Source organism: Blastococcus sp. SYSU D00820 (genome assembly GCF_054050695.1).
Genome location: NZ_JBJGZW010000001.1, coordinates 394,334 through 414,853, shown reverse-complemented (window position 1 = coordinate 414,853; position 20,520 = coordinate 394,334). Strand labels below are relative to the sequence as shown.

At 75.4% G+C, this 20,520-nt stretch carries 26 protein-coding genes; 18 read left to right on the top strand and 8 right to left on the bottom strand.

What is annotated here, in order from left to right:
• Positions 1–38: 38 nt before the first annotated feature.
• The 3 genes from ACI79R_RS01975 to ACI79R_RS01965 are packed head-to-tail and all read right to left on the bottom strand — an operon-like array spanning position 39 to position 2,230.
• Positions 39–1,067 carry a type III polyketide synthase gene (locus ACI79R_RS01975; RefSeq protein WP_456571897.1) on the bottom strand — a complete coding sequence of 343 codons (1,029 nt, stop codon included), beginning with the start codon at positions 1,065–1,067 and terminating at the stop codon, positions 39–41.
• 40 nt (positions 1,068–1,107) lie between these two features.
• On the bottom strand, positions 1,108–1,875 hold the full coding sequence (locus tag ACI79R_RS01970) for a methyltransferase domain-containing protein (protein ID WP_456571896.1): 768 nt from the start codon (positions 1,873–1,875) through the stop codon (positions 1,108–1,110).
• A 7-nt stretch (positions 1,876–1,882) separates the two neighbouring features.
• Complete coding sequence (locus ACI79R_RS01965; protein ID WP_456571895.1) at positions 1,883–2,230, bottom strand: DUF3140 domain-containing protein; 348 nt, start codon at positions 2,228–2,230, stop codon at positions 1,883–1,885.
• 83 nt (positions 2,231–2,313) lie between these two features.
• On the opposite strand from ACI79R_RS01965, the gene ACI79R_RS01960 reads away from it, so the two are divergent.
• The 15 genes from ACI79R_RS01960 (at position 2,314) to ACI79R_RS01890 (ending at position 12,665) form a co-directional block, all read left to right on the top strand.
• A complete protein-coding gene (locus tag ACI79R_RS01960) occupies positions 2,314–2,919 on the top strand; it encodes a DUF6328 family protein (protein WP_456571894.1) in 606 nt (201 codons plus the stop codon).
• Positions 2,916–3,071: a hypothetical protein gene (locus ACI79R_RS01955; protein ID WP_456571893.1), complete on the top strand. Its 156-nt coding sequence runs from the start codon at positions 2,916–2,918 to the stop codon at positions 3,069–3,071. Before ACI79R_RS01960 ends, ACI79R_RS01955 begins: the two co-directional genes overlap by 4 nt.
• Positions 3,072–3,171: 100 nt before the next feature.
• Entirely contained in the window at positions 3,172–4,110 is a 939-nt protein-coding gene (locus tag ACI79R_RS01950) for a ribokinase (RefSeq protein WP_456571892.1), read from the top strand.
• 113 nt (positions 4,111–4,223) lie between these two features.
• Positions 4,224–5,237 (top strand): TIGR03617 family F420-dependent LLM class oxidoreductase, encoded by a 1,014-nt coding sequence (locus ACI79R_RS01945; RefSeq protein ID WP_456571891.1) that lies wholly within the window; start codon positions 4,224–4,226, stop codon positions 5,235–5,237.
• Between the two features lie 70 nt (positions 5,238–5,307).
• Positions 5,308–6,237 carry a metal ABC transporter solute-binding protein, Zn/Mn family gene (locus ACI79R_RS01940; RefSeq protein WP_456571890.1) on the top strand — a complete coding sequence of 310 codons (930 nt, stop codon included), beginning with the start codon at positions 5,308–5,310 and terminating at the stop codon, positions 6,235–6,237.
• Complete coding sequence (locus tag ACI79R_RS01935; protein ID WP_456571889.1) at positions 6,234–7,061, top strand: metal ABC transporter ATP-binding protein; 828 nt, start codon at positions 6,234–6,236, stop codon at positions 7,059–7,061. Before ACI79R_RS01940 ends, ACI79R_RS01935 begins: the two co-directional genes overlap by 4 nt.
• Positions 7,058–7,957: a metal ABC transporter permease gene (locus tag ACI79R_RS01930; RefSeq protein ID WP_456571888.1), complete on the top strand. Its 900-nt coding sequence runs from the start codon at positions 7,058–7,060 to the stop codon at positions 7,955–7,957. Before ACI79R_RS01935 ends, ACI79R_RS01930 begins: the two co-directional genes overlap by 4 nt.
• A 103-nt stretch (positions 7,958–8,060) precedes the next feature.
• Positions 8,061–8,201: a hypothetical protein gene (locus tag ACI79R_RS01925; RefSeq protein WP_456571887.1), complete on the top strand. Its 141-nt coding sequence runs from the start codon at positions 8,061–8,063 to the stop codon at positions 8,199–8,201.
• 156 nt (positions 8,202–8,357) lie between these two features.
• Positions 8,358–8,984: a TetR/AcrR family transcriptional regulator gene (locus ACI79R_RS01920; RefSeq protein ID WP_456571886.1), complete on the top strand. Its 627-nt coding sequence runs from the start codon at positions 8,358–8,360 to the stop codon at positions 8,982–8,984.
• 55 nt (positions 8,985–9,039) lie between these two features.
• Positions 9,040–9,468, top strand: coding sequence for a hypothetical protein (locus tag ACI79R_RS01915; RefSeq protein WP_456571885.1), 429 nt, complete (start codon positions 9,040–9,042; stop codon positions 9,466–9,468).
• A gap of 42 nt (positions 9,469–9,510) precedes the next feature.
• Positions 9,511–9,681, top strand: a complete 171-nt coding sequence (locus ACI79R_RS01910; protein WP_456571884.1) for a hypothetical protein — start codon at positions 9,511–9,513, stop codon at positions 9,679–9,681.
• Between the two features lie 55 nt (positions 9,682–9,736).
• Positions 9,737–10,144 carry a LapA family protein gene (locus ACI79R_RS01905; protein ID WP_456571883.1) on the top strand — a complete coding sequence of 136 codons (408 nt, stop codon included), beginning with the start codon at positions 9,737–9,739 and terminating at the stop codon, positions 10,142–10,144.
• A 121-nt stretch (positions 10,145–10,265) separates the two neighbouring features.
• A complete protein-coding gene (locus ACI79R_RS01900) occupies positions 10,266–12,110 on the top strand; it encodes an acyl-CoA dehydrogenase (protein WP_456571882.1) in 1,845 nt (614 codons plus the stop codon).
• A gap of 122 nt (positions 12,111–12,232) precedes the next feature.
• Positions 12,233–12,448: a hypothetical protein gene (locus tag ACI79R_RS01895; protein ID WP_456571881.1), complete on the top strand. Its 216-nt coding sequence runs from the start codon at positions 12,233–12,235 to the stop codon at positions 12,446–12,448.
• A 31-nt stretch (positions 12,449–12,479) separates the two neighbouring features.
• Entirely contained in the window at positions 12,480–12,665 is a 186-nt protein-coding gene (locus ACI79R_RS01890; RefSeq protein WP_456571880.1) for a hypothetical protein, read from the top strand.
• Here ACI79R_RS01890 and ACI79R_RS01885 read toward each other — a convergent pair.
• From ACI79R_RS01885 to ACI79R_RS01865, 5 genes are all read right to left on the bottom strand, one after another.
• Complete coding sequence (locus ACI79R_RS01885; protein ID WP_456571879.1) at positions 12,662–13,267, bottom strand: response regulator; 606 nt, start codon at positions 13,265–13,267, stop codon at positions 12,662–12,664. The two genes, ACI79R_RS01890 and ACI79R_RS01885, sit on opposite strands and share 4 nt — an antisense overlap.
• On the bottom strand, positions 13,264–14,469 hold the full coding sequence (locus tag ACI79R_RS01880) for a sensor histidine kinase (RefSeq protein ID WP_456571878.1): 1,206 nt from the start codon (positions 14,467–14,469) through the stop codon (positions 13,264–13,266). The genes ACI79R_RS01885 and ACI79R_RS01880 overlap by 4 nt, the downstream gene beginning before the upstream one ends.
• 38 nt (positions 14,470–14,507) lie before the next feature.
• Positions 14,508–15,341 carry an ABC transporter permease gene (locus tag ACI79R_RS01875; protein WP_456571877.1) on the bottom strand — a complete coding sequence of 278 codons (834 nt, stop codon included), beginning with the start codon at positions 15,339–15,341 and terminating at the stop codon, positions 14,508–14,510.
• 26 nt (positions 15,342–15,367) lie between these two features.
• The gene (locus ACI79R_RS01870; protein WP_456571876.1) at positions 15,368–16,351 is read right to left on the bottom strand and encodes an ABC transporter ATP-binding protein; all 984 of its coding nucleotides are present in this window, start codon (positions 16,349–16,351) and stop codon (positions 15,368–15,370) included.
• A 166-nt stretch (positions 16,352–16,517) separates the two neighbouring features.
• Positions 16,518–17,891 (bottom strand): MFS transporter, encoded by a 1,374-nt coding sequence (locus tag ACI79R_RS01865; protein ID WP_456571875.1) that lies wholly within the window; start codon positions 17,889–17,891, stop codon positions 16,518–16,520.
• 94 nt (positions 17,892–17,985) lie between these two features.
• Between ACI79R_RS01865 and ACI79R_RS01860 the strand changes: the two genes are divergently transcribed.
• The 3 genes from ACI79R_RS01860 to ACI79R_RS01850 are packed head-to-tail and all read left to right on the top strand — an operon-like array spanning position 17,986 to position 20,513.
• Positions 17,986–18,741, top strand: coding sequence for a 3-hydroxybutyrate dehydrogenase (locus ACI79R_RS01860; protein ID WP_456571874.1), 756 nt, complete (start codon positions 17,986–17,988; stop codon positions 18,739–18,741).
• 46 nt (positions 18,742–18,787) lie between these two features.
• The gene (locus tag ACI79R_RS01855; RefSeq protein ID WP_456571873.1) at positions 18,788–19,645 is read left to right on the top strand and encodes a 3-methyladenine DNA glycosylase; all 858 of its coding nucleotides are present in this window, start codon (positions 18,788–18,790) and stop codon (positions 19,643–19,645) included.
• 34 nt (positions 19,646–19,679) lie between these two features.
• A complete protein-coding gene (locus tag ACI79R_RS01850) occupies positions 19,680–20,513 on the top strand; it encodes a tyrosine-protein phosphatase (RefSeq protein WP_456571872.1) in 834 nt (277 codons plus the stop codon).
• Positions 20,514–20,520: the final 7 nt, after the last annotated feature.

Here is a 20,520-nt window from a genome sequence, read left to right as displayed (position 1 = left end):
CGCAGGTCGCCGCGCCAGTCGATCGTGCGCGACGGTCCTCAGGCGGGCAGCAGCAGCGCCGCGTAGAGCGTGAGCCCCGGCCCGAACGCCATGGCGACGACGGGCCCGTCGACGTCGGCCAGCTCGTCGAGCACGAGCAGGACGGTCGCCGACGAGCAGTTGCCGTGCTCGCGCAGCACCCGCCGCGAGGCGGCCATCTGCTCCTCGGTCAGCCCCAGCTCGTCCCGGACGACGTCGAGGATCCGCGGGCCACCGGGGTGCACCGCCCAGCCGGCGACGTCCTCGGTGCGCAGCCCCGCGCCGGCCAGCAGCTCGTCGACCACCCCGCCGACGTGCCGGGAGAGCACGTCGGGCACCCGGGGCGACAGCCCCATGCGGAAGCCGAGGTCGGTGACGTCCCAGGTCATGTGGTCGGCGGTGGAGGCGTCCGTGCGCGCGACCACGCCGGCCAGCCGCCGGCCGCGCCGCGCGCCGGGCTCGACGACGACGGCCGTCGCGGCGTCGGAGAACAGCGCGTGCGCCACCACCTGGTCGAGGTCCCGCTGCGCGGGCTGCACGTGCAGGCTGGTCAGCTCGCAGCACAGCAGCACCGCCGGACGGGAGCGGGCCGTCACGAAGTCGCCCACCGCGGCCAGCCCCGGCAGCGCCGCGTAGCAGCCCATGTGGCCGACGAGCAGCCGCTGCAGGTCCGTCGGCATGCCCAGGTCGCTGGCCAGCCGGATGTCCAGCCCCGGGGTGGCGTACCCGGTGCAGGTGGCGACGGCGAAGAGGCCGACGTCCCCGGGAGCGAGGCCGGCGGCGTCGAGCGCGCCGGCGACCGCCTGCTTGCCCAGGGGCAGCGCCTCCTGGACGTAGCGCGCCATCCGCGCGCCGGTGCCCCAGCCGCTGAGGTCCTCGTCGACGGGGTTGGCCACCGCGTGCCGGGTGCGCACGCCGGCGCCGGTGAAGATCCGGTGGGCGGCCCGCACGTCGGCGTAGTGCCGGGCGAAGAAGCCGTCCCAGGCGGCGTCCTGGTCGAGGGCGGCCGGCAGCGCGGCCCCCGAGCCGGTGAGCACGGGGGTGCTCACGGCCGCTCCGCGCGGGGGAACGGGCTGGTGACGCGGGCGCTCATGCCTCGACGGTAAGCGCGTCGGAGGAAAGGCGCCGCCTCACCGGATCGTGCCCGTCCGACCGGGGTCCGTCGTGCCGCCGCACGCCGTAGCCGGCGAAGACGACCGCGGTCGAGCGGATCGGCTTCATCCGCACCGTCTGCCGACGGCCGAGCGCCCAGCCGACCGCCTCCCGCATCGACGGCCGGAGCCCGACCAGGCGCAGGTGCAGCCCCAGCCGGTCGGCGGCGGCCAGCAGCCGCCGGCGGTCGACGAACAGCGCGGGGTCGTGGATGCCCGGCGGCGGTCCGCCCGGGAGCCGCTCGGCCACCCGCACCATGAGGAACGCCGACAGCCGGGTGTCGGCCAGCGCGTCGACGACCAGCGTGCCGCCCGGCCGCAGCAGCCGGGCGCACTCGGCCAGCACGGCGACGTCGTCCTCGACGTGCTCGAGCACCTCCCCGGCGACGACGACGTCGGCGCAGCCGTCGGCCAGGGGGACGGCGAGCACCGAGCCGCGCACCGGGAGGACGCCGTGGGCGCGGGCGATCTGCAGCCCCCGCAGGCCCAGGTCGACCCCGACGTGCCGGTAGCCCAGCCGGGCGGCGTGCGGCGCCATGAGCCCGCCGCCGCAGGCGAGGTCGACCAGCAGCGCGTCGGGCGTGCGCGCCCGCGGCACGTGCTCGGCGCGGGAGGCGGCCAGCCAGTGCAGCGCGGCGAACCCGCCCGAGGGCTGCCACCACTGGTCGGCCAGCTCGTCGTACTGGGCGGGGTCGTTGCGCCGCACCGGCGGCCTACCCCTCGTCCTTCAGCGGGTCGTGGCCCCAGTTCATCAAGGAGTACCGCCAGCGCGAGGTCTCGACGTCCTCGCCGGTCGGGCGCTGGGCCAGGTGTCGCTGCACGTAGCCGTGCACCTTGCGCATGTGCGCGAGGTCGTCGTCGGTGAGGTCGGCCTTCTTGGTGCGCAGCAGCTCGACGATCCGCCGTCCGGACGCGTGCCCGGTGGACTCCGCCGAGTCGTCGCTCTTCTGCCCGACCGACCGCGATTCCTCGGTGTCCAGCCACTTCTCCAGCTCGCCGGCGGTCATGTTCACCGCCTCGCCGAAGTCGCGGCGGACCGCGTCGTCGTCCTCACCGGCCATGTGCCCTCCCGGGTTCGCCTCCGGGTCCGGCACTACCGCGCGGACGCCGGTCGGAAACCGTGCGGGCCGGGTAGGGCCCCGGCGTGACGGAGAGGATGCGGGGCCGGTTCGACGCGACGGCGGCCGAGCGCAGCGCCCGGGCGCGCGGCGAGACCCTCGACCAGCTGCTGGACCGCAACCTCGCCGAGCTGCTCCAGGAGCTGCGGGTGGCGATCACCGGCGTGCAGATCCTGTTCGCGTTCCTGCTCGGGCTGGCCTTCACCGCCCGCTTCCGCGAGCTCGACGGCGTCCAGCTCACCGTCTACACCTGCGCCCTGCTCGGCACCGCGCTGGCCACGGTGCTGCTCATCGCGCCGGTGTCGTTCCACCGCCTGGTGTTCCGGCGGCGGCAGAAGGGCGAGCTGATCGTCGTGGGCGACCGGCTGCTGCAGCTGGGCCTGGCAGTGCTCGTCCTGGCGATCAGCGCCGCCGTGCTGCTGATCCTCGACGTCGTCCTCGGGCGGACGGCGGGGGTGCTCGGCGGCGGCGCGGTCCTGCTGGTGGGTGCGCTCACCTGGTACGTCCTGCCGATCTGGTTCCGGCAGGCCGGCGTGCCGCCCGAGGACGAGGGGGAGCCGGACGGCGGCCGTTTCCGCCGCCCGCCTGCGGATACACGCCCGGTGACCACCCGGACCGAGGAGGAGCCATGAGCGAGCCGCAGCCCCGCGCCAGCGACGTCGACCAGCCCGACGGCGGCGCACCGTCCCGTGGCGAGGAGGGCACCGGCCGCACGCCGCATCCCGACCAGCCCGCCGAGGGCGCGCCGGAGGCGGGCGACGAGGGCGCCGACACGCCCTCCTGACGCCGGTCTCGCACTCCGACGGCGGCGGGCGCCTGGACCGGCGCCGCCGCCGTCTGCTGTGCTCGGCGGGCCCCGTCCCCCTCCCCCGGAGGTGCCCCGCGTGCCCGTGACCGTCGTCGGCAGCCTCAACGAGGACGTCCTCGTCCCGGTCGAGCGGCTGCCCGGCCGCGGCGAGACCGTCGTCGGCGGGGACGCCACGACCGCGCCGGGCGGGAAGGGCGCCAACCAGGCCGCTGCGGCCGGCCGGCTCGGCAGCGGGGTCGCCATGGTCGGGCGGGTCGGCGACGACCCCGCCGGCCGGCGGATGCGGGCGGCGCTGGCCGACGCCGGCGTCGACGTCGGCTCCGTGCTCGCGACCGCCGGCGTGCCCACCGGCAGCGCGACCATCCCGGTCGAGGAGGGCACCGGCGAGAACCTGATCGTCGTCGTCCCGGGGGCGAACGCGGCGCTCGCGCCCGGGGACGTCGACGTCGAGGCGGTGCGCGCGGCCGGCGTGCTCCTGCTCCAGCTCGAGGTCCCCTTGGCCACCGTCGCCGCCGCCGCCGCCGGCACGCGGGGCACCGTGGTGCTCAACCCCGCGCCGCCGCAGCCGCTGCCCCCGGAGCTGCTCGACCGGGTCGACGTCCTGGTGCCCAACGAGCACGAGCTGGCGGCCCTGGCCGGCGCGCCGGACACCCACCGCGACCCGGCCGAGGTGGCCGCACTGGCCCGCCGGCTGGCCCGGCCCGGCACCGCCGTCGTGGTGACCCTGGGCGCGCGCGGCGCCGTCGTCGTCCCGGCCGGCGGGGCGCCGGCCCTGCACCAGGCCGCGCCGGCGGTGACCCCGGTCGACACCACCGGCGCCGGCGACTGCTTCTGCGGAGCGCTGTGCCAGGCGCTGGCCCGTGGCGAGGAGCTGCCGGCCGCGGTGCGGTACGCGGTCACCGCCGCGGCGCTGTCGACCACCGGGCCCGGTGCGCGCGGGGCGCTGCCCGACGACGCGGCGGTGCGGGCGGCGCTGCCCGGCGTCCCGGAGGCGGTGGCGATCTCCCCGGCATAGGAGGCTATGCGCACGTATCCGGTCCCGGAACGTGCGCATAGCCTCCTATGCCTCACGGTCGCAGCGGAACGGGCGGTGGCCTCCCGACCCGCGGTCGGGCAGGCTCGCGCACCGTGCTGCTCGACGCGATGCTGCCCTCCGCCGGCTTCGACGGGCTCGAGGCGACCGCGCGCGACCTCGAGGCCCGCGGCTTCACCGGAGCGTGGTCGGCCGAGGTCGACGCCGATCCGTTCCTGCCGCTGCTGGTCGCCGGCCGGGCCACCACCCGCCTGCAGGTCGGGACGTCGATCGCGGTGGCCTTCGCCCGCTCGCCCATGACCGTGGCCAGCACCGCGTGGGACCTCCAGCGCGCCACCGGCGGCCGGTTCGTCCTCGGCCTCGGCACCCAGGTGCGGGCACACGTCGAGCGCCGCTTCTCCATGCCGTGGACCCCGCCGGTGCCGCGGATGCGCGAGTACGTCGCCGCCCTGCGCGCGATCTGGACCGCCTGGGCCGGCGGCGATCCGCTGCGGTTCACCGGCGAGCACTACCGGCACACCCTCATGACGCCGACGTTCACCCCGCCGCCGCACCGGTGGGGCGCGCCGCCGGTGTACCTGGCCGCGGTGGGGCCGGCGATGACCCGGCTCGCCGGCGAGGTGGCCGACGGCCTGCTCGCGCACGCCTTCACCACCGCGCGCTACCTGCGCGAGCGGACCCTGCCGGCGCTGGAGGAGGGGCTGGCCGCCGCCGGGCGGGACCGCTCGCAGGTGGCGGTGAGCCTGCCCGGGTTCGTGGTCACCGGCCGCACCCCGGAGGAGCGCGCGCAGTCGGCCACGCGCACCCGCGAGCGGATCGCCTTCTACGGCAGCACCCCCGCCTACCGGCCGGTCCTGGAGCTGCACGGCTGGGGAGCGCTCGCCGACGAGCTGCACGCGCTGTCGGTGAGCCGCCGCGACGACCGGTGGACGGCGATGCGCGACCTGGTGGACGACGCGGTGCTGGACGCGTTCGCCGTGGTGGGCGAGCCGGAGGACGTGGGACCCGCGCTGCTGGAGCGCTTCGGCGGCCTGGTCGACCGGTTCAGCGTGCCGGCCGGCGGCGGCGACCTGTGGGACCCGGTGCTGGCGGCGGTCGGGCGCGGCTGACCCCGGCCGGAGGCGATCCAGCTTGCTCCGTCATACTGCAACTGGGAATCATTCTCGACCCGGAGGTCCCGTGTCCCGCTCCACCGCGGTCGTCCTGGCCGCCGTCACCACCGTGGTGCTCGGCGCCTGCTCCAGCGGCGACGGCGCGTCCGGCCCCTCGACGTCGGAGGCGGATCCGGCCAACTGCCCCGGCGACGTCGTGGACGTCGTCGTCTCGGTGGGTCAGTGGAGCGGCATCATCACCGAGCTCGGCGGCGCCTGCACATCGGTGACCACGGTGCTCGCCTCCTCGGCCGCCGATCCGCACGACCACGAGGCCACCGCCGGCGACATCGCCGCGTTCCGGGACGCCGACCTCGTCGTCTACAACGGGCTGGGCTACGACGCCTGGGCCGCCGACGCGATCGAGGGCCTCGACCGCGCGCCGGCCGTCGTCGTCGCCGCGGAGGTCGCCGGCGCCCGGGACGGCGACGACCCGCACCTCTGGTACGAGCCCGACCTCGTCCCGCGGGTCGCCGAGCAGATCACCGCCGAGCTCGCCGAGCTCTCCCCCGACGCCGCGCCCTACCTCCAGCAGCAGTACCAGCTGTGGACCACCGGCCTGCAGCCCTACGTGGACGCGCTCGCCACGGTGCGCCAGCTCGCACCCGGCCGCGCCTACGCGGCGACCGAGCCGGTCTTCGACCGCACCGCCCGCGCCGTGGGCCTGGCCGACGGCACCCCGGAGGGCTACCGCCGGGCGGTGGGCAACGAGGGCGAGCCCTCCCCCGGCGACATCGCCGACTTCGAGCGCGCGCTCGCTGACGGCAGCATCGACGTCCTCGTCTACAACACCCAGACCGAGGGCAGCGTGCCCGAGCAGCTGCGCGCGGCCGCCGAGGACGCCGGGGTGCCCGTGGTCGAGGTGACGGAATCGGCGCCGGACGACGACGGTTCCTTCGTCATGTGGCAGGTCGAGCAGCTCCAGGCACTCTCCGACGCGCTGGCGGAGACGGCGTGACCCGGCCGGCCGGCCTGCCGATCGCCGCCCACACCCCGCCGGTGCCGGCCCCGGCGCTCCGCCTCCAGGACGTCAGCGTCGTCCGCGGGGGGCGCACCGTCTGGTCCGAGGGCACCCTGGCGGTGCCCTCGGGCGCCGTCGTGGGGGTCATCGGCCCCAACGGCGCCGGCAAGACGACGCTGTTCCAGGTCGCCCTGGGGCTGCTCCCCATCGCCTCGGGCCGGGTGGAGGTGCTCGGGGCGCCGCCCCGCCGCGGCGACCGCCGGATCGGCTACGTGCCGCAGAACTACACCGCCGCCCTGGGCGAGGCGATTCGCTGCCGCGACCTGGTCACCCTCGGGCTCACCGGTCACCGGTTCGGGCTGCGGCGCACCTCGGCGGCCGACCGCGCGAAGGTCGACGAGGCGCTGCGGCGAGTCGGGGCGCTGGAGTACGCCGACCGGCGCATGTCCGAGCTCTCCGGCGGCCAGCAGCAGCGGGTGGCCATCGCCCAGGCCATCGTGGACGACGCCGCGCTGCTCCTGCTCGACGAGCCGCTGGCCAACCTCGACCTGCGCAACCAGCAGGAGATCGTCCAGCTGCTCGGCGACCTGCGCCGCACGCGGGACGTCACGATCATGGTGGTCGCGCACGACCTGAACCCGCTGCTGCCGGTGCTCACCGACGCCGTCTACCTGCTCGACGGCCATCCGCACCACGACCCGATCGGCGACGTGGTGCAGGAGGACCTGCTTACCCACCTCTACGGCACCACCGTGCGGGTGGTCCGCACCGCCCAGGGCGACCTGTTCACCCGGGCCACCGCCGCCGGGGGCCCCCGGTGAGCGGCGTGCTGGCCGACGTCGGCTTCCGCGCCGACTGGTTCGACGTCCTGCAGACCGACTTCATGCGCAACGCGCTGATCGGCGGCTCCCTGGTCGCGCTGGCCGCCGGGCTGCTCGGGTACTTCGTGATCACCCGGAGCAACGCCTTCGCCGCGCACGCCCTGGCCCACATCGGCTTCCCCGGTGCCACCGGGGCCCTGCTGGTCGGGGCACCCGTCACCCTGGGGCTCGCGGTCTTCTGCGTCGGCGGCGGCCTGCTGATCGGCCTGCTCGGCCGGCGGGTCGCCGAACGGGAGATCGCCACCGGCACGGTGCTCGCCGCCGCGACCGGCCTCGGCGTCCTCTTCGGCTCGCTGGCCAGCGCCAACGCCAGCACCACGACGTCGGTGCTGTTCGGCAACCTGCTGGCCATCTCCGACGACGAGCTGGTGGTCTTCGCCGCCTTCACCCTGTTCGTCGTCGTCGTCCTCGCACTGGTCGCCCGGCCGCTGCTGTTCGCGTCGGTCGATCCGGCGGTGGCCGAGGCGCGCGGGCTGCCGGTCCGGGCGCTCGGGGTGGCCTTCGTCGTCCTCCTGGCGCTGACCATCACGATGGCGGTGCAGGTCGTCGGCACCCTGCTGCTGTTCGCCCTCGTGGTCACCCCGGCGGCCACCGCGCTGCGGATCACCGCACGCCCCGGCCGGGTCGCGGCGATCGCCGTCGGCATCGCGCTGGTGTCGGTCTGGCTGGGCCTGGTGCTGGCGGCGATGGTCGACCTGCCGCCGAGCTTCTTCGTGGTCACCGTCGCCGTCGTCGTCTGGGCCGCCGTCATGGTGGGCACCCGCCGCTCGGCCGCCGGGCTGCCCGTCGGGTCTGGTCACGAGCCCCACCCGCACCGGGTGCCGACCGCCGCCTGAGGCCGTTCCGGCCGCAGGACGTGACGCACATCTCAGCCGCTGAGGTGCGAGTCACCCCGCGGGGGCTGTTTCTCGATCGCCCTCCGGGGGGACGCTGGGTGGCATGGAGGACACTCAGCGCGACGCCCGCATGACCGACGAGAGCACCGCCGACCGTTCTGCCGACGACTCGTCGAACCAGCAGACCTCCGCGGTACCCGTGGCCCGCCTGCTGGCCAACCCGCGGCGCGTGCGCCGGGCCTGAGCCCGCGCACCGGGGACACGACCCGGTTGCACACCGTCACACTCGTCCCACGCAACACCACCGCCCCGGGTCACCCGGGCGCCTCTCGTCACCCAGAGCGACCACCCCGGCGTGCCGCGAACTGCTCCGTCACGGTGCTGTTGCACCATCGCTGACGTGACCGCAGCCGCCCTCTCCCTCGCCGCCGACGACGCCACGGCCCCCGTCCGCCGCAGTCGCGCGGAACGGCAGGCCATCGTCCTGGACACCGCCGAGCGGCTCTTCGCCGCTCGCAGCTCCCGCAGCGTGGGCATGGACGAACTGGTCCGCGAGACCGGCCTGGGCAAGATGACGGTGTACCGGCTCTTCAAGAGCAAGGACGACCTCGTCGGCGCCTACCTGGCCCGCAAGGCCGCGACCGTCCTGGCCGCGATCGACGCCGAGCTGGCCCGCCTCGACGGCGACCCGCGCGCCGCCCTGCTGGCCGTGGTGGACATCGTCGAGCGCGACGTCACCCGCGCCGGCTTCCGCGGCTGCCCGTTCACCAACGTCAGCAGCGAGTACGACGACCCGACGCACCCGGCCCGCAGTGCCGCGGCCGACTACAAGTTCGAGCTGCACGCCCGGCTCGAGCGGCTGGCCGACGAGCTGGTGCCCGGCCGCGGCGAGGACCTCGCCGCCCAGGTGCACCTGATCATCGACGGCATGTACCTCTCCGGCGGCCTCCTGGGCCCCGACGGCCCGGCGGCGCACGGCCGCAAGCTGGCCGAGCGGCTGGTCGACGCCGCGCTCGTCGCCGCCTGATCGCCGGTCCTGCGGTCCGCGCGCGCCCCGGCGTCCCGGACCGCAGGATGGGGCGGTGACTCCCCCCGACCGCAGCCGCCCGGACCTCGACGACACCACCGTGGAGGGGCTGGGCAAGCTCTCCGAGGCCCTCGAGACGATCGAGCAGGCCCGCGGCCAGCTCTACGGCTTCCACCAGCACTCCGGCAAGGCCGACCTGCTCCTGCAGGACGCCGTCGCGCTGTTCCGCGAGGCCGGGCACACCCAGCTGGCCGACGACCTCGACCGCGACCTCGTCGGCCGCAACGTCGTCGCCGACCGGTGGACCTTCCAGATCGTCGAGGACTACGACGCCACCTACTGGTCGGTGTTCCGCGACTTCGACGAGCGGGCGCGCAACGAGCTGGCCGGCGGCGACCGGCACGTCTACGAGGCCCGGATGAAGCAGCGCGAGCGCACCGGCGGCCACCCGCACCACGAGGCCGGTCCCGCGCTCTCCGACTGACCGCCCGGTTTCCCACCCGGAGACGCCGGGCAGACCGTCGCCATGACGATGCCGGACGAGGACGACGCCGGAGCCGACCGCGAGGCGCGGCCCCTGGGCGCGGACAAGGCCCCGGGCGAGGACCGCGAGTCCCTGGGCGCGACCGAGGGACCCGCCGACGGCATCGCGGGGCCGGCCTGGCCACCGGCCGGCACGGAGCCCGACGCGCACTGAGCGCACCGGGACGGCGGGCGGTTGGACGCCCGCCGTCCCGGGCAGATCCGTGCGCGTGACCGCCCCCGGATCCCCCCTCGACCCCCGCACCCCCGCGACGCCCGGCACCGGCCTCGGCACCGGTGCCGGCGGCCTCGGGGCCCCACTGTCCGGCACGACCCCCGGGACGACGCCCGGCACGCCCGGGAGGGCGCCGGGCACCCCGTCCGGCACGGGCCGGCCTTCCCGCGAACGGCACACCGGCCGGACGATCGGCCGCGGCCTCGCGCTCGCGCTGCTGCTCTTCGTGACCGTGGTGCTGGTGCTGTTCGTCGTCTTCAACACCCAGACCGTCGACATCAGCCTGGTCTTCGGCAACGTCCGCGCCCCGCTGGTGCTCGCGCTGCTCATCGCCGCGGTGCTCGGCGCGCTGATCTCCGCGCTCGCCGGCGCGGTGCTGCGCGCCCGCCGCCGCAGTCGCTGACTCCCCCTCCGGAGGCGGCTCCGGCGGGCCCCCTTGCTCCGGTTACCGACGGGTAATAGCGTTTGTTACTGGCGAGTAGACCACTCGCCGGCAGACCTGCCGGAGCAACGGAGCCACACGCATGAGCCACTACACCGCGAACCTGCGGGACCTCGAGTTCAACCTCTTCGAGTTCCTGGACACCAAGGACCGGTTCGGCACCGGGCCGTTCGCGCAGATGGACGCCGAGACGGCCCGCGGAGTGCTCGCCGAGATCCGGCGGCTCGCCGAGGGCCCGATCGCCGCGTCGTTCACCGACGCCGACCGCAACCCGCCGGTCTTCGACCCGGCCACCCACTCCGTGGCGCTGCCGGAGTCGTTCAAGAAGTCGGTCCAGGCCCTCGCCGAGGGCGAGTGGTTCCGCCTCGACCTGCCCGAGGAGCTCGGCGGCTTCGGCGCTCCCGTGGCACTGCGCTGGGCGGCCTACGAGATGATCCTGGGCGCCAACCCCGCCGTCTTCATGTACGGCTCGGGGCCCACCTTCGGCACCGTCCTGTGGGAGCTCGGCACCCCGGAGCAGAAGAAGCTCGCCGAGATGATGATCGAGCGCAACTGGGGCGCCACCATGGTGCTCACCGAGCCCGACGCGGGCTCCGACGTCGGCGCCGGGCGCACCAAGGCCGTGCAGCAGCCCGACGGCTCCTGGCACATCTCCGGCGTGAAGCGGTTCATCACCTCCGCCGAGCACGACCTCTCGGACAACATCGTCCACCTGGTGCTGGCCCGCCCCGAGGGCGCGAGGGCCGGCACCAAGGGCCTGTCGCTGTTCGTCGTCCCCAAGTTCCACGTGGACCTGGAGACCGGTGAGCTCGGCGAGCGCAACGGCGTCTACGTCACCAACGTCGAGAAGAAGATGGGCCTCAAGGTCTCCACGACCTGCGAGGTCACCTTCGGCGACGGGCCGGTGCCGGCGCAGGGCTGGCTGGTCGGCGAGGTGCACGACGGCATCGCGCAGATGTTCAGGATCATCGAGTACGCCCGGATGTTCGTCGGCACCAAGGCGATCGCGACGCTGTCGGCCGGCTACCAGGTGGCGCTGGACTACGCGAAGAACCGCGTCCAGGGCGCCGACCTCACCGCCACCAGCAAGGACGCCCCGCGGGTGACGATCACCCACCACCCCGACGTCCGCCGCTCGCTGATGCTGCAGAAGTCCTACGTCGAGGGCATGCGCGCGCTCTACCTGTACGCGGCCGGCTTCCGCGACCAGGTGCTCGAGGCCGAGGCCGCCGGCACCGCCGACAGCGAGGAGGCCCGCCTCGCCGCCCGCCTCAACGACCTGCTGCTGCCCATCGTCAAGGGCTTCGGCTCCGAGCGGGCCACCCAGCTGCTCACCCAGGAGTCGCTGCAGACCCTCGGCGGCTCGGGCTACCTGCAGGACTACCCGATCGAGCAGTACATCCGCGACTCCAAGATCGACACCCTGTACGAGGGCACCACGGCGATCCAGGGCCAGGACTTCTTCTTCCGGAAGATCGTCAAGGACGGCGGGGTGGCGCTGACCTGGCTGGCCTCCCAGATCCAGGCCACGATCGACGCCGAGGCCGGGAACGGCCGGCTCAAGGAGGAGCGCGCCGCGCTGGCGGCCGGGCTCGCCGACGTCCAGGGCATGCTGACGGCGATGTTCGGCCACCTGACCGCCGCGCAGGAGGACATGACCAACCTGTACAAGGTCGGCCAGAACACCTCCCGCTTCCTGCTCGCCACCGGTGACCTGATCACCGCCTGGCTGCTGGTCCGCCAGGCGGAGGTGGCGCTCGCCGCGCTCTCCGGCGAGGTCGGCGAGAAGGACCGGCACTTCTACGAGGGCAAGCTCGCCGCCGCCCGCTTCTTCACCACCCAGGTGCTGCCGCTCCTGGCCGGGGAGCGGGCCATCGTCGAGAACACCGACAACTCGCTGATGCAGGTCGACGAGGCGGCGTTCTAGGAGGACCCCCTCCTCCAGGCCCGCACGCCGACGGCCGTCCCTCCCCAGGGGCGGCCGTCGGCCGTTTCCCGGGGCGGTCGCGCTGGGCATGCCCGGAGGACGACGACGACGGGAGCACGGCGATGACCGATCCGCAGGGCAGCGACCGCATCCAGCAGGACATCCCCACCAGTTCCGGCACCGGCGACAACAGCGACAGCGGGTCCTCCTTCGAGGACGTGCCGCTGACCCGCGAGGACGCCCTGGCGCGGGACGCCGAGCAGGGTGACGACCTGCCCGCCCGCGGCGTCAGTGGTCCCGCTCTCTCCGAGCGTGCCGACCCGCCCGGCGGGGCATGAGCCCCCGCAGCCACCGAGCGAGAGGACCGACATGAGCGAGACCGACAGCAGCGGCTACGGGGAGTCCCCCGACACGGCCGACAGCGACGCCAACCTCATCGACGGCCGGACCGGCGACAACGCCGGCGACCGCGGCGAGCTCGACACCACGCTGACCACCGACGACGAGGCCCAGCGCGACGACTCCGTCGTGCGCGGCGGCAACGACGCGTCCTAGATCCAGCCGTGCCGGCGCGCGGCCTCCACGGCCGCGTGCCGGTTCGCCGCACCCAGCTTGGCCGCGGCCGCGGACAGGTGGTTGCGGACCGTGCCCGGTGACAGGTGGATGCGCGTGGCGATCTCCTCCACGGGCGCGCCGGTGGAGGCCAGTTCCAGGACGTCGGCCTCGCGGGGCGTCAGCGGGCTGTCGCCCGCGCTGATCGCCTCGGCGGCGAGCTCCGGGTCGACGTAGCGCCCGCCCCCGTGCACGGTGCGGACGACCTCGCCGAGCACCGCCGCCTGCACCGTCTTGGGCAGGAACCCGCGCACGCCCGCCGCCAGCGCCCGCTTGAGATGTCCCGGACGGCCGTGCCCGGTGACGATGACGCACGCGCAGCCGGGCAGGAGGGCGGCCAGCTCGGCGGCGACCGAGATCCCGTCCCGGTCGGGCATCTGCAGGTCGAGGACGGCGACGTCGGGCGTGTGGGCCCGTGCCATGGCCAGCGCCTCGGCGCCGGAGGCCGCCTGCGCGACGACCTCGATGTCGTCCTCGAGGCCGATCAGCGCCGCGAGGGCCGAGCGGATCAGGTTCTCGTCGTCGGCGAGCAGCACCCGGATCACGCGGCCTCCTCCAGGGGCAGGCGGGCGACCAGGACGAAGCGGTCGCCGTCGTCGGCCGTCGCCGCCAGCCGTCCGGACAGGGAGGCCAGGCGCTCGGCCAGCCCCGTCAGCCCGTTTCCCCACGGCACGTCGGCCGGCCCGGCTCCGTCGTTGACGACGCGGAGCTCGGCTGCCCCGTCCGCGACGGTCAGCGTGATCGCGCACTCCTCCGCCCGGCTGTGCCGCAGCACGTTGGTCACCGCCTCGCGGACCACCCAGCCGAACGCCGTCTGCACCTCGCCCGGGAGGGCCGGGCCGCGCTCGTCGCCCTCGACCGTGCAGCGCACGCCGGCGGCGCGCAGCACCGAGCGCGCCCCGGCGAGCTCGCCGCCCAGGTCGGCGTTGCGGTAGCCGCGGACGACCTCGCGGACCGCCCGCAGCGACTGCTCGGCGATCCGGCTGATGTCGGCGACCTCGTCGGCGGCCTCCGGCCGCTGCCGCCGCACCAGCTCGCCGGCGAGCTGGCTCTTCACCGCGATGGTCGACAGGTCGCGACCCATGACGTCGTGCAGGTCGCGGGCGAAGCGCAGCCGCTCCTCGGCCACCGCGAGCTGCAGCTGCACGCCGCGGGTGCGCTCCATCTCCACGACGACGTCCAGCACCCACACCGTGAAGCGGAAGGCCAGCGCGAGGAAGGCGACCGTCGCCCCGACGGCGATGCCCAGCACCGCGGCAGCCGCGGGCGGCGCGCCGGCCACCGCTGCCGTGACCCCGACGGCGACGCCGACGACCGCCGCGGCGCGGACCAGCAGCCCGGTCGGCCAGGCCGTCGAGACCGCCACCAGCGCCATCGCCGGGCCCAGCGCGGTGCCCCAGGCCAGTGCGGGGGTGTCCGGGCCCTCGGGTCCGAACGCGGCGACCGCGACCGCCGAGGTGCCGACCGCGGCGACGGCGGTCGCCGCGAGCGGGGCGCCGGGCAGCGGCCGCTCCTCCCGGCGCGCGAGCAGGCCGGCCCGCGCCAGCACGATGCCGGCGACACCGACGGCCGCCGACCCGACGAGGAACGCCGCCACGGCCGCACCGACCGGGCGCTGCGACGACCCGTACACCCCCACGGCCAGCAGCGGCGTCATCGCCAGCCAGATGTAGAACGACCAGCGGGTGTAGAGGTCGATGCGCTGCGGGTCGGTGCGGCTTTCCCACCAGCGCGAGACGATCGGCACGGCCCGCATGCTGCCGTACCGACCGCCCACCGCGCGGATCACCGCCGGGGTGCCCACCGGAACACCCGCGGCGCGACCACGGCCGCGGCGACCAGCCACGCGCCGAGCACGGCCAGCGGCAGGGGCGCGGCCGCCCAGGCTCCGGCGGCGTCCACCGCCGTGCCGTCTTCCGTGCGGCCGGCCAGGCCCAGCTGTGCCAGCTCCACCACCGGGGTGAGCGGCAGCAGGCGGGCGACCTGGGCCAGCTGCTCGGGCAGCGCCGACAGCGGGAAGAGCAGGCCGGAGAGCGCGGTCGTCGCCATCACGACGGGCAGGGTGGTGATCTGGGCGCTCTCCGGGGTCCGGGTGAAGCTGGTGCTGGCGATCGCGAGCAGCAGCATGAGCGCTCCGCCGCCGAGCAGCGCGAGCAGCGGCAGGACGACGTCGACCGGGGCGATCCACTCACCGATGACGGCGACGCCTGCTGCCACCAGCGAGACCTGGACGACGGTCACCAGGAGCGTGGGCGCGGCCGTGCCCAGCAGCACCTCGGCCTCGGTCAGCTCGCCGGTGCGCATGCGCTGGAGCACGAGTTCCTCGCGCCGGGCGACGAAGGTCGTCACCAGGTTGTAGTAGGTCAGGAAGACGAGCGTGATGCCGACGGCGGCCACGAGCAGCTGCGGTCCGGCCGCGCCGCCCCGGTCGAGGCCGAACGCCGGCACGGCGGCCACCAGCAGCAGCGGCAGGAGCACCGAGTTCACCAGCGCGGTGCGGTTGCGCACCAGCAGGCGGGTCTCGGCGCCGGCCAGGACGGAGGTGCGGCGCACCCGGGAGCGCCCGGGGGGCGGCACCGGAGCGGGCGGGGTCGGCGTCGGCTGGTCCACGGCGGTCATGGGGGTCCTCCTCGGGGATCGGACGATCAGGCGGCGGGGCGGGCGAGGTGCGGGACGTCGTCGGCCTCGTCGGCCTCGTCGGCGACGGCGAGGAAGGCCTGCTCGAGCGTCGCCGAGCGGGCCTGCAGCCCGGTCAGGACCGCGCCCTCGCGGTCGGCCCAGACCAGCAGCCGGGTCAGCACCGGCTGCAGCGCCCGGGTGCGCAGCTCGACGCGGGAGCCGGAGGAGACCAGCTGCGCCCCGGGGATGACCGGCAGCTCCGGTGCGTCCGGCGCGAGCTCGAAGCGGATGGTCGCCGGCTGGGTGGCGGCGATCTCCCCCGCGGTGCCGGACAGGACGATGCGCCCGGCGCGCATCACCGCGATCCGGTCGGCCAGCTCCTCGGCCTCCTCCAGGTGGTGGGTGGTGAGCACGACGGCGGCCCCCTCGCGGACCCGTCGGCGGACCAGCTGCCAGACGGTGCGGCGGCTCTCGGGGTCCAGGCCGGTGGTCGGCTCGTCGAGCACGAGGACCCGCGGCCGGCCGAGCAGCGCGAGGGTGAGGTCCAGCCGCCGGCGCTCGCCGCCGGACAGGCTGCGGACGCGGACGTCGGCCCGGTCGGTCAGGCCGACCTGGGCCAGGGCCTCGTCCACCGGCTGGGGCGCGGTGAGCGTGCCCGCCCAGGTGCGCACCGTCTCGGCGACGGTGAGGTCGCCGGGCAGCCCGCTGGACTGCAGCAGCACGCCGAGCCCGGGCCGCACCGCCGCCCGCTCGGCGACCGGGTCGCGGCCGAACACGCGGACCGTGCCCGCCGCGGGGCGGGCCAGCCCCTCGACGACCTCCAGGGCGGAGGTCTTGCCGGCGCCGTTGACGCCCAGCAGGGCGAACACCTCGCCGGGGGCGACCTCGAACGAGATCCCGCGGACGGCCGCGAAGCCGCCGTACCGGCGCTCGAGGTCCACGACCTCGACGGCCGGCCCGATCGGTGCGGCCACCGGCGAGAGCCGGGAGGGGGCGGGGTTCGGGTGCACGGGGACCTCCTCGGTGCGCCCGTCGGCCGGGGTTCGGCCGGTGCTCCCGGGCGCACCTCCGAGGCTGCCGCCGCGCCCCGTCCGGCACAGGTGCCGTCCCTCACGGCCTGGAGGGCCGCGGGCACGGCCGGCCCATGACACGTGTCACGGGTCGGTCGTGCGGCGGCTAGACCGACGAGGGGCGGCGGTCCTTGACGACGACGGCCTTGTCCTCGGAGAGGTCGCGCTCGCCCGTCTCGCCGTACGTGGCGACCGCGACGAGCGTGATGACGGCGCAGGCGACGATGTACAGGGCGACGGCGAACACGTTGGGGTCAGCGAAGCTGCCCAGCAGCGCCAGTGCGATCAGCGGCGCCGGCGCACCGGCCACCAGGGAGGCGAGCTGGGCGCCGACCGAGACGCCGGTGTAGCGCGCCTTGGTGCCGAACAGCTCGGAGAAGAACGCCGCCTGGGGGCCGTACATCGCGCCGTGGAACAGCAGCCCGACGGTGATGGCGACGACGGCGAGGAAGAAGTCCCCGGTGCCGAGCAGGCCGAAGAAGGCGAACGCCCACGCGCCGACGCCGAGGGCGCCGAACAGGTAGACCGGCTTGCGGCCGATGCGGTCCGACAGCGCACCCCACAGCGGGATGGTGACCAGGTGCACGGCCGAGGCGATGAGCACGGCGTTGAGGGCGAAGGAGGAGTCCAGCCCCTCGACGTCGGTCAGGTAGGTGAGGCTGAAGGCGGTGAGCAGGTAGAAGGAGACGTTCTCGGCGATCCGTGCCCCCATCGCGGTGAGCACCTCACGCTTGTACCGGGTGAGCACGGTGACGATCGGCGCCTTCTCGACCGCCCCGCTCGCCGCGGCCTTGGCCTCGGCCTCCCGCTGGGCCTCCAGGAAGACCGGCGACTCGGTCACCGTCAGCCGCACGTACAGACCGACCAGGATGAGCACCGCCGACAGCAGGAACGGGATGCGCCACCCCCAGGCCTCGAACGCCTCGTCGGACTGGACGGTGGCCAGCAGGGCGAGGACCCCGGTGGCCAGGAGGTTGCCCGCCGGTGCGCCGGCCTGCGGCCAGGACGCCCAGAAACCACGGTGCTCCGGCTTGCCGTGCTCGGAGACGATCAGGACCGCGCCGCCCCACTCGCCACCGAGCGCGAAGCCCTGCACCAGCCGCAGCGCGATGAGCAGGATCGGCGCGAGCACGCCGACGGAGTCGTACGTGGGCAGCAGGCCGATGCAGAAGGTGGCGCCGCCCATCATCAGCAGCGAGATGACCAGGAGCCGCTTGCGGCCGAGCCGGTCGCCGTAGTGGCCGAAGACCAGCGCGCCGACCGGGCGGGCGAAGAAGCCGACGGCGTAGGTGGCGAAGGCGGCCAGGACGCCGACGAAGTCGTCCTGCTCGGGGAAGAACAGCGGGCCGAAGACGAGCGCGGCCGCCGAGCCGTAGAGGAAGAAGTCGTACCACTCCACGGTCGTGCCGATGATGCTCGCGCCGACCACGCGGGCGAAGTTCGATCCTGCGGGTGCGCCGGACCGCCCGGCAGCGGACATGGGGTCTCCTCGAGGGTCCTCGTGTCACCGGTGCAGGTCGACGCTAGAGCGAGGTGACGTGGTCCACCATCCGAGGCTGTGCCACGGTGGCGCCATGGAGGCGACGGGCACGCTGGCGGGACGACGGGCTCTGGTCACGGGAGGCGCCTCGGGCATCGGCCGCGCCTGCGTGGAGCGGCTCGCGGCGGCGGGCGCGTCCGTCGTCGTGCTCGACCGGGACGGCGCCGCGGCCGCGGAGGTGGCGACGGCGGTGGGCGGCACCGCGCTGGCCGCGGACCTCACCGATCTCGACGGCATCGACGCCCTCGACCTGGACGTCGACGTCCTGGTCAACAACGCCGGCCTGCAGCACGTCGCCCCGCTGCACGAGTTCCCCGTCGACCGCTTCTCGCTGATCATCCGGCTGATGCTGGAGGCCCCCTTCCGGCTGGTGCGCGGCGCGCTGCCGCACATGTACCGCCAGGGCTGGGGCCGGATCGTGAACGTGAGCTCCGTCCACGGACTCCGGGCCTCGGCGTACAAGAGCGCGTACGTCACCGCCAAGCACGGCCTGGAGGGGCTGTCGAAGGTGATCGCGCTGGAGGGCGCCCCGTACGGCGTCACCTCCAACTGCGTGAACCCGGCGTACGTGCGGACGCCGCTGGTGGAGGGGCAGATCGCCGACCAGGCGGCGGCGCACGGGCTCTCCGAGGACGAGGTGGTCGAGCAGGTGATGCTGGCGCCGGCCGCGGTGAAGCGCCTGATCGAGCCAGAGGAGGTGGCCGAGGCCGTCGCGTACCTGTGCTCCCCTGCCGCGGTCTCGATCACCGGCAGCTCGCTGGTCATGGACGGCGGGTGGAGCGCCCACTGAGGCCGGACGTCGCCACCCCCGCCGCGGGGCCGCTTACGCTCGGTGCGTGCGCGCGGAGGTCTGGCAGGAGCGGGCCCGCGTGCACGCCGACCGCGCCGACGCGCTCACGGCGGGGCACCGGGCCCGGCGGGCGCGGGGGGAGAGGCACGCCGTCGAGGACTTCCTCTTCACCTACTACGACACCCGCCCGGCCCTGCTGCGCCGCTGGCATCCCGGGGTCGGCACCGCGCTCGAGCCCGCCCCGGACGGTCCCCCGCCGCACGCGGCCTGGCGGTGGTACCGCACCGGCGCCGACGGCACGGTCGCCCTGGACGCCGCCGCGTTCACCGCCGACCGGGGGGACGGCGTCCGTGCCATCGCCCGGCTGCTGGCCGCCACCGCGGCGCGGCCGATGGCCACCGGCTGCTTCGGCCTGCACGAGTGGGCCATGGTCTACCGCGCCGACGAGCGCCGGCACCCGCTGCCGCTGCGCCTGGGGCGGGCCGGCACCGACGCCGTCGTGGAGGGGGCCACCATCCGGTGCACCCACTACGACGCCTTCCGCTTCTTCACGCCGGAGGCCGCGCCGCTCAACCGGCTGCAGCCGACCCGGGCCACCCAGGCCGACCTGGAGCAGCCGGGCTGCCTGCACGCCTCGATGGACTGCCACAAGTGGGCGCTGAAGCTGGGCCCCGCCGTCCCCGGCGAGCTGGCGCTCGACTGCTTCGCCCTCGCCGCGGACGTCCGGCGGCTGGACATGCAGGCCTCGCCCTACGACCTCACCGCCTACGGCGAGCCGGCCGTGGCCATCGAGACCCCGGAGGGCAAGGCCGAGTACGTCACCCGGCAGCGGGCGCTGGGCGAGCGGGCGCAGGCCCTGCGCGCGCGGCTGCTGGCCGTCTGCGACGCCCTGCTGGCCGCCTGAGCGGGCCGGCCGCGGCGGGCCGTACGGTCGGGGAGTGACCTCCACGCGCACCGGCCGCTGGCTGCACCTCGACGGCACCACGAACACCCGCGACCTGGGCGGGCTGCCCACGACCGACGGCGGCACGACGGCCTCCGGCCGGATCCTGCGCAGCGACAACCTGCAGACGCTCAGCGAGGCCGACGTCCGGCTGCTGGTGGAGGAGCTCGGGCTGCGCGAGGTCATCGACCTGCGCACCACCGCCGAGGTGCTCCTGGAGGGGCGCGGCCCGCTGCGGGCGCAGCCGGTCACCCACCGCCACTTCTCCCTGCTCCCGGAGCGCGGGCACCACACCGACGTCTTCGCCGCCGAGGAGGAGGACGCCCCGCCGGTCGAGCTGCCGGCCGACTGGGGCGAGTCGCTGCTGCCGCGCCAGGTCGCCGAGAGCGACCAGGGGGAGCCGCCCGCGGTGCGCTCGTACCTGGGCTACCTGGCGCACCGGCCGGAGAACGTGCTCGGGGCGCTGCGCGCCCTCGCGACGCCCGAGGCGGGCGCCTCGGTGGTGCACTGCGCCGCCGGCAAGGACCGCACCGGGGTGATCGCGATGTTCGCCCTCGCCGCGGCCGGGGTGCCGCACGAGGAGATCGTCGCCGACTACGCGATGACCGCCGACGTCATCGAGGCCCTGGTGGCCAAGCTGGCGACGTCCCCGACCTACGCCGACGACATGACCAGCCGGGACATCGCCACGCACACCCCGCGCGCGGACACCATGGACCGGCTGCTCACCCTGCTCGACGAGCGGTACGGCGGCCCCCTCGGCTGGCTGACCGAGCACGGCTTCGGGCCCGCGGAGCAGGCGGCGCTGCGGGCGCGGCTGCGCGACTGAGCCGGGC

Bases quoted from the DNA above. Each gene is read 5' to 3' on its own strand.
- ACI79R_RS01965 (WP_456571895.1), bottom strand. From the start codon at position 2,230: ATGGCCGGTGAGGACGACGACGCGGTCCGCCGCGACTTCGGCGAGGCG.
- ACI79R_RS01955 (WP_456571893.1), top strand. From the start codon at position 2,916: ATGAGCGAGCCGCAGCCCCGCGCCAGCGACGTCGACCAGCCCGACGGC.
- ACI79R_RS01925 (WP_456571887.1), top strand. From the start codon at position 8,061: ATGGAGGACACTCAGCGCGACGCCCGCATGACCGACGAGAGCACCGCC.
- ACI79R_RS01910 (WP_456571884.1), top strand. From the start codon at position 9,511: ATGACGATGCCGGACGAGGACGACGCCGGAGCCGACCGCGAGGCGCGG.
- ACI79R_RS01900 (WP_456571882.1), top strand. From the start codon at position 10,266: ATGAGCCACTACACCGCGAACCTGCGGGACCTCGAGTTCAACCTCTTC.
- ACI79R_RS01895 (WP_456571881.1), top strand. From the start codon at position 12,233: ATGACCGATCCGCAGGGCAGCGACCGCATCCAGCAGGACATCCCCACC.
- ACI79R_RS01890 (WP_456571880.1), top strand. From the start codon at position 12,480: ATGAGCGAGACCGACAGCAGCGGCTACGGGGAGTCCCCCGACACGGCC.
- ACI79R_RS01875 (WP_456571877.1), bottom strand. From the start codon at position 15,341: ATGACCGCCGTGGACCAGCCGACGCCGACCCCGCCCGCTCCGGTGCCG.
- ACI79R_RS01865 (WP_456571875.1), bottom strand. From the start codon at position 17,891: ATGTCCGCTGCCGGGCGGTCCGGCGCACCCGCAGGATCGAACTTCGCC.
- ACI79R_RS01860 (WP_456571874.1), top strand. From the start codon at position 17,986: ATGGAGGCGACGGGCACGCTGGCGGGACGACGGGCTCTGGTCACGGGA.